Consider the following 7175-nt stretch of genomic DNA (forward strand, 5'->3'; position numbering starts at 1 on the left):
TCAGGCCGCCCGCGCCTGCAGGCGACGGACGCGCGGAATCACATGCTCGGCGAAGCTGCGCATGTTTTCGTCGACGGGCTGGAACTGCAGCATGAAGAGCTCAACGCCGATGGCGTGGAAGTCGAGTATCCGGCTTGCTACAGCGTCATAGCTTCCGACCAGGCGGGCCGATGTGCCGCCGTTGGTCCCGACCCTCGCCTCCTTGGCCGCGGTCTTGAACATCTGAGCTTCTGGATCGGCGTTAGCTACCAGCCGCGCACGCGCAGGCTTGTCCTGTTCGGAGATGGCGAACAAATTTGCCAATTCGGCCTGCGCCTCGGCATCGGTCTCGCGCGCGACCACGAAAGCAGACATGCCGAAGCGGATCGGCGCGCCGCGTCGGGGCCTGTGGGCGACGTCCTGGATCAGGGCTCGGATATCTTCGAGCGGCTGCCCGTTCATGAAATAGACGTCCGCGGATTCGGCAGCGAGCGCTCGCGCCGCCTCCGATTCGCCGCCGAGATAGATCGTCGGCCGGCTTCGATACTTGTCGGCCGGACGAAGCTGGTAGGATTCCACATTGAAATGACGACCGTGGAAATCGATGCGCCTTCCCGTGATCAGACCCTCGACGACTTCGATCCATTCCCGGCCATAGGCATAGCGGTCGTCATGATCAGGAAAGCCGATGCCGGCGCGCTCAAGCTCCGGCCGGTACCATGCGTTGACGAGGTTGATGCCGAAGCGACCTCCGCTGATGTTCTCAATCTGCAGCGCCATTTTTGCGAGCACGACCGGGTGCACCAGCAGCGGCTTGATAGCAGCAATCAGCTCGATCTTGCTGGTGAGAGCCGCGAGCGCGGCGGCGCCGGTCCAGTTCTCGAGCAGATCCTGGTCATCGCCGCTCGGATGAATGACGTGCTGGGCGAGCAATGTCGATTCGTACCCGAGCGCTTCGGTCTGTGGCGGCGGTTGCGTTCCCAGGACGCATCCGGAGGATCGAGGGGGTGGTGGCGCGACGCCCAACTTCCATGGGTCAAGGCCCAAATTCCAAATCGCAGAGGTGACGCCATTGGATTTGCTTTCCCTGGAGATCAGCCCGGAAAGCTGACGAGTGTGCCGTAGAGTTCGCGCAGCTTGGCTTTGACTGCGTCTGAATGCCGGTAAATTGCAATGAAGCGCTTCAACCGTTCATCGTCCTTCAGCTCCGGCCGGGTAACGAACTGGAAGGCGTAGATCGGGTCGTTCTCGAACACCAGACCGACGGCAGGATCAAGTCCGGCGAGCTTCGCGAAGATGGGATAGGTCGCTGCAGCATCCACCTCCTCGAGGGAGCGGGCGATCTGCGGACCTTCAAGCTGGACGAGCTTCAGCGGCTTGCGGTACGCCGCAATGTCTTCCAGCTTGGCGCGATGATCTGCTCCGGGCTTCAGCTCGATCAGACCCGCTTGGCGCAGCAGCAGCAAGGCGCGGCCGGTGTTGACGGCGTCACTGGAGATCGCGATGCGGGCGTTATCCGGAAGCTCCTGGAGCGATTTGTACTTCTTGGAATAGAGGCCGAACGGCGTGCTGAAGGCGACGCCGACCGGAATCAGCGCATATCCCTTCTGCGAGATGGTGAACTCAAGGAACGCCACGTGCTGGAATAGGTTCGCTTCGAGCTCCCGCTCGGCGACTGCGCGGTTGGGGGTATTCCAGTCATTGAACTCGATCAGTTGTATATCGAGTCCCTGCGCCTTCGCCTCCTTTGCGGCGATCTCCGCGGCCTGGTTCGAGATGCTCGTGGCAAGGCCGATCCGCAGCGGCCTGTCGTCGGCGACCGCGATCGCGCTGCCTGCGGCGATGGCAATCGCCAGCACCCCGAAGAGGACGTGACGGATTGCCGTGCCCTGCTTTGAGCGGCGGTGTTTCGCAGCGACGATTGTGGGGTCAGCCATGCTCGACCAGGTTTCCTTGAAATACGACCTCCTGATGGGGTTACGGGCGGCCTCTGCAATAAAGGCTGTCGCATGAGCGGCGGGACGAAATATCGCCGGCGCGCCCACGCGACAGTCAGTTGGTTCCGAGACGACGATCAACCAGCGATGCGCGGCGCCAGTTCGTCCACTCAGAACTCTCCCCCTCCCCCCGGAGGAGGAAACGCCGGCTTGTCCTTGGGCAGTTCAGCGACGAGTGCTTCCGTCGTCACGATCAAGGCGCCGACCGAAGCCGCGTCCTGGAGCGCCGTGCGCACGACCTTGGCCGGATCCACAATCCCTGCTTCGAACAGATCGACATATTGCTCGGCCTGCGCGTCGAAGCCGAAGGTTGGCGACCTGTGCTCCAGGATCTTTCCCACCACGATCGAACCTTCGACACCGGCGTTCTCGGCGATCTGGCGGATCGGAGCCTCCAACGCGCGCAGCACGATGTTGATATACCGGCCTGCACGTCAGGATTGGTGTGCGTGAGCTTGCTGACGGCGGATTTGGCACGCAACAGCGCGACGCCCCCGCCGGGCACGATGCCTTCGGCGATCGCCGCCCTGGTGGCGTTGAGCGCGTCGTCGACGCGATCCTTCTTCTCCTTGACCTCGATCTCCGTCGCGCCGCCGACCCTGATGACGGCAACCCCGCCGGACAGCTTCGCCAGGCGCTCCTGCAGCTTCTCCCGATCATAGTCCGAGGTCGTCTCCTCGATCTGTGTCCTGATCTGCGCGATGCGGCTGTCGATGTCCTTACGCTTTCCGGCCCCGCCCACGACCGTGGTGTTCTCCTTGTCGATCCGGATGCGCTTGGCACGGCCGAGCTGGGACAGCGTCACATTCTCGAGCTTGATCCCGAGCTCTTCGGAGATCGTCTGACCAGCCGTCAGGATCGCGATGTCCTCCAGCAACGCCTTGCGGCGATCACCAAAGCCAGGCGCCTTCACGGCAGCGACCCGCAGGCCGCCGCGCAGCTTGTTGACCACCAAGGTTGCGAGCGCCTCACCCTCGACATCCTCGGCGACGATCAGGAGCGGCTTACCTGTTTGCGCCACGGCTTCGAGCACTGGCAGCAAGGGGTGAAGCGAGCTCAGCTTCGCCTCGTGGATCAGGATATAGGGGTCCTCGAACTCGACGAGCAGTTTATCGGCGTTCGTTACGAAATAAGGCGACAGATATCCGCGATCGAATTGCAGCCCTTCGACGACGTCGAGCTCGGTATCCAGGCTCTTTGCTTCCTCCACCGTGATCACGCCGTCATTGCCGACTTTCTTGACTGCGGTCGCGATGATCTTTCCGATCGCCGTACCGCCATTGGCGGAGATGGTGCCGACCTGGGCCACCTCTTCCGACGATTGCAGCTTCCTCGCCCGTTTCTCGATGTCCTTGATCGCTTCGGCTGCGGCGAGATCGATGCCTCGCTTCAGATCGAGCGGGTTGAGGCTCGCGGCGACAGCCTTGGCGCCCTCGCGCACGATCGACTGCGCCAGCACCGTCGCCGTCGTCGTGCCGTCTCCGGCCAGATCGTTGGTCTTGGAAGCAACCTCGCGCACAAGCTGGGCACCGATATTCTCGTATTTGTCCTCCAGCTCGATCTCCTTGGCGACGGTGACGCCGTCCTTGGTGATGCGCGGTGCCCCGAACGCTTTTTCGATTACGACGTTGCGGCCCTTCGGTCCTAACGTCACCTTGACGGCATTGGCGAGCACGTCGACGCCGCGCAGCAGGCGTTCACGCGCATCGGCGGAGAATTTGACATCCTTGGCAGCCATTAAACGATGCTCCTCGTAGCAATTGTTGCAAAGTTTGCCTGCATCCGCCGCCGGAGATGCCTGCCGTGCAGGCTCGTCTGCTCGCGGAATGCGGCGATAATCATTCTCAGGCGATGATCCCGAGGATGTCCGATTCCTTGGCGATCAGGAGATCCTCGCCGTTGATCTTCACCTCGGTGCCCGACCACTTGCCGAACAGCACGCGGTCGCCCTTCTTCACGTCGAGCGGCTGAAGTTTGCCGGTCTCGTCGCGCGAGCCGCTGCCCACCGCGACGACCTCTCCCTCCTGCGGCTTCTCCTTCGCCGTGTCCGGGATGATAATTCCACCCTTGGTCTTGTTGCTCTCTTCGATACGCCGGATCACGACGCGATCATGCAGGGGACGAAAACTCATCAGAATGCTCTCTTCGAACGAACGGTCTCTCGAATGTTCATCCGCGCTGTCGATGCACGGCGAACAAATGCAGTGACGAAAAAGCTATGGCGGGGACAATCTGGTGTCCATGTCAAATTCCATCGCGTACGTAGACAATTTCTGCCAGACTGAACGCGTCCCTTGAAACAATTTCGGCTGACGTATTTTGGGCGCGCCGCTTCGTCCTGCTGCCACGGTGGTGACTTCAGCGAGCAGGCGCAACGGTCAACGAAATATAAGCCGGCGACGGGAACTCTCAGGCTGCGATGTCGACGACAACGCGCCTGGCAAGCTTCACAGGATCGGTGCCCGGCTTGATGATCGATGCCCGCTTGAGATCCCCGGTGATCTTCACGACTTCGCGTCGCAACGCCTCGCCGGCCGGATGATGGCTGTGGGTGTGACTGCGCAGCACCGCGGCGAGATCGGCGACCGCGACTTTCGGCGTGTATTTCGAGAACACCTCCGCGGCGTCGTCGGGCTGTTCAGCGACATGGTGTGCGGCGTCGCGGATGGCATGTGTCAGTGCCGCAACGGCGGCGGGATCTGCGGCCCAGAGCGAAGAGCGGACGCCGAGGGTGCAGCAGGACAGATCGGCATAGTCCCCGCTCAGATTGGAGGCGATCTCGACAATGCTGCCGTTGCCGCGCCGCTCGGTCAGCCATGCGTTCGGATCGGAATCGGCGATGGCATCCACCTCGCCCCGTTGCAAGGCAACCAGCAACAGGTCCGCGGGGAATTCGCGCCACTGAACATCAGTCTGCGGGTCAAGCCCATTGTCGGACAGGAGGATGGCAAAGAAGTTGCGCGGCGGTCCGGAAATGCTGGAGACGCCAATGGTCTTGCCTTTCAGGCTCTTGATGTCCTTGACGCTCGACTCCTTGGCTGCGAACAGCCGGGTGCAGCCGCCATGCAGACCTGTGGTGAGCTTCACGTCGATGCCCTGCTCCAACGGCTTCAGCCAGTTCAGCAGCATGCTGGAGCCCGCATCGGCCTTGTCGGTGGCGAGCGCCTGCAGCATCTGGTCGGTATTGCCGGCAAGCTGAAGGAATTCGACGTCGATATTGTAACGGGCGAAATAGCCGCGATGCAACGCAACCGGGACTGCCGCTGTGCAGATACCGGTGCCGTTATAGGCGAAGCGGATGTGTCGCGGCGGTCCCTTCGCCTGCTCTCCGCTATCGCTGGTGCGGCAGATCAGTGGGTCACCCAGAGGCGCCAGACCGCGGCCAAACGCCGGCAGGGCTCGTGCGGCCTGCATCAATCCGAGCGGAGCGCCGACGCCGACGAGCCCCCGCCAACGCGAGTAGATTCCGCCGTGACGGCGACGCCGGTCGATCCTGATCTGATGTCATCGCGCGATCTCCCTGTCTTGCTGCGCCATCCCGCTGATGTTGCGCGCCGACTCGGCAGCAGAAACATCGGCGCGGCGAGAGCAAGAATGCTCGCTCCGCTCCTTGCTTCTGTCCATCTCAAATTCCAGCACAGACGTAGAGAGTTCATGTCGCCGTAAGGCGGCGATCGGAAATTTGTCTCGCGACTGGGGCAACACGCCGACCGCTCGAGGTCTACATGCGCTACCGCACGGCAACAGTCGCAATACCGGGACGACGGCGGCCGAGCAGAGCCAGGAGCAGAAACATGCCGCATGAACAGAGCGCAACAAGTCCGAGCAACCCATGGCTTCCGAAGCGCACGAGTAAATCGGCAAGAAGTGGAGGAGAGACGGCAGAGGCGAGATTCAGCGGTAAGGCGATACGAGAGGTCGCCTTTGCAAATTCCGACTTGTCGTAGAATACAAGGGGTATCGTCGCACGCGCTACAATCAGCGTTCCGCTGCCCGCGCCGCAGAGCAGGATGAATATCGCGACCGTCCGATAAGATCCGCCACTGATCATCAGAATTAGCATCGCAACAAGAAGCGCCGCGGCAGCGACAAGGCCGGTCGTGATTCCGTCCCATCGCCCGCGGCCGAGGAAATCGATGGCGCGAGCACTCACCTGAACCACGCCCAGCATCGAGCCAAAGGCGACGGCTTCTGATGGCGAAAGCCCCTCGGCTTTCAGCAGTTCGATCATCACGGCACCAAGGCCGAATGTCACGAAAGCATTCAGCGCGATCGCGGAAACCATCAGATAGAATGTGCTCTTCGGAACTCGCGGCGCGTTCGTTCGGATCGTTGCCCGCGCGCCTTCGTCTTCAATTCTCTTTCGACGTGGCATGCCCCACGCGTACAACGGAAGACAAACCACGATCATCGTGGCAGCATAGATGACGCACGTTCCGCGCCAGCCTGCCAGCGCAGCAAGGAGCGAAGTGGTCGGCCAGAAAATGCTGCTGGAGAGGCCCGTCACCAGCATGAGAGCGCCGATTGCGCTTTTTGCGCTTCGGCCAGCGACTTCATTGAGCATGATGTAGGCACCTGTAGTGAGCGTCGCACTGCCGGCCATGCCGAGAATCATCCAGCCGGCGAAATAGAACGCCGGCTTATGCGAGACTGACAGCACGCCAAAGCCCAGTGCAGCCACGACCGTGCCGACCATCATGACATGCCGCGCGCCAAATTGGACGAACACCCTTCCGAGCGAGGGGGCGCATAGCCCCATCGCGACGTACAGGACCGACGTGCCGGCAAACACGGCCGAGATATTCATATGCAGGTCAACGGCGACTTGTGTACCAACGATCGCAGGAAGCCCTATTGTTCCCCAGCCGATGAGTTGCGTGACGGAAAGCACCAATAGGACACCGGTCGTTGTTCTATCGAACATTAGCACCCGCATTCCGAACGTATGGGTCTAATTGCCAAGGGCGCGCCAAGGAATGACGAGCCGCTCCAGCCAGGTCGCGCTGCGGTCGATCGCGAATCCGACCGTGCCGACCACGACGATGCCGAGCATCACAAGGTCCATTTCGAACCGTTCGCGACCAGCGATGATGAGGCCACCGATGCCCGGCCCCGCGGCCATCGCATTGCCTCATCAAGAATGTTACCGGAGAACTGACCGTCAGGATTGGGGCGGCGACACCGAATCGGATCGGTGTC

5 protein-coding genes and 2 pseudogenes are annotated in these 7175 nt (G+C 61.7%); all 7 read right to left on the reverse strand.

Annotated features, from left to right (window positions below; translation table 11 throughout):
- Positions 1-1052, reverse strand: a pseudogene (locus AAFX91_RS17615) (LLM class flavin-dependent oxidoreductase).
- A 21-nt stretch (positions 1053-1073) separates the two neighbouring features.
- On the reverse strand, positions 1074-1916 hold the full coding sequence (locus AAFX91_RS17620) for a MetQ/NlpA family ABC transporter substrate-binding protein (protein ID WP_394567270.1): 843 nt from the start codon (positions 1914-1916) through the stop codon (positions 1074-1076).
- 170 nt (positions 1917-2086) lie between these two features.
- A pseudogene (groL, locus tag AAFX91_RS17625) lies at positions 2087-3714 on the reverse strand (chaperonin GroEL).
- 106 nt (positions 3715-3820) lie between these two features.
- On the reverse strand, positions 3821-4108 hold the full coding sequence (gene groES / locus AAFX91_RS17630) for a co-chaperone GroES (protein ID WP_282528518.1): 288 nt from the start codon (positions 4106-4108) through the stop codon (positions 3821-3823).
- 277 nt (positions 4109-4385) lie between these two features.
- Positions 4386-5390, reverse strand: a complete 1005-nt coding sequence (locus AAFX91_RS17635) for an ABC transporter substrate-binding protein (RefSeq protein ID WP_394567271.1) — start codon at positions 5388-5390, stop codon at positions 4386-4388.
- A 316-nt stretch (positions 5391-5706) separates the two neighbouring features.
- Complete coding sequence (locus AAFX91_RS17640) at positions 5707-6912, reverse strand: MFS transporter (RefSeq protein ID WP_394567272.1); 1206 nt, start codon at positions 6910-6912, stop codon at positions 5707-5709.
- Between the two features lie 15 nt (positions 6913-6927).
- Positions 6928-7098: a hypothetical protein gene (locus AAFX91_RS17645; protein ID WP_394567273.1), complete on the reverse strand. Its 171-nt coding sequence runs from the start codon at positions 7096-7098 to the stop codon at positions 6928-6930.
- Positions 7099-7175 lie beyond the last annotated feature (77 nt).

Origin of the sequence: Bradyrhizobium sp. 31Argb (genome assembly GCF_043638955.1) — a bacterium.
Taxonomy (GTDB): Bacteria; Pseudomonadota; Alphaproteobacteria; order Rhizobiales; family Xanthobacteraceae; genus Bradyrhizobium.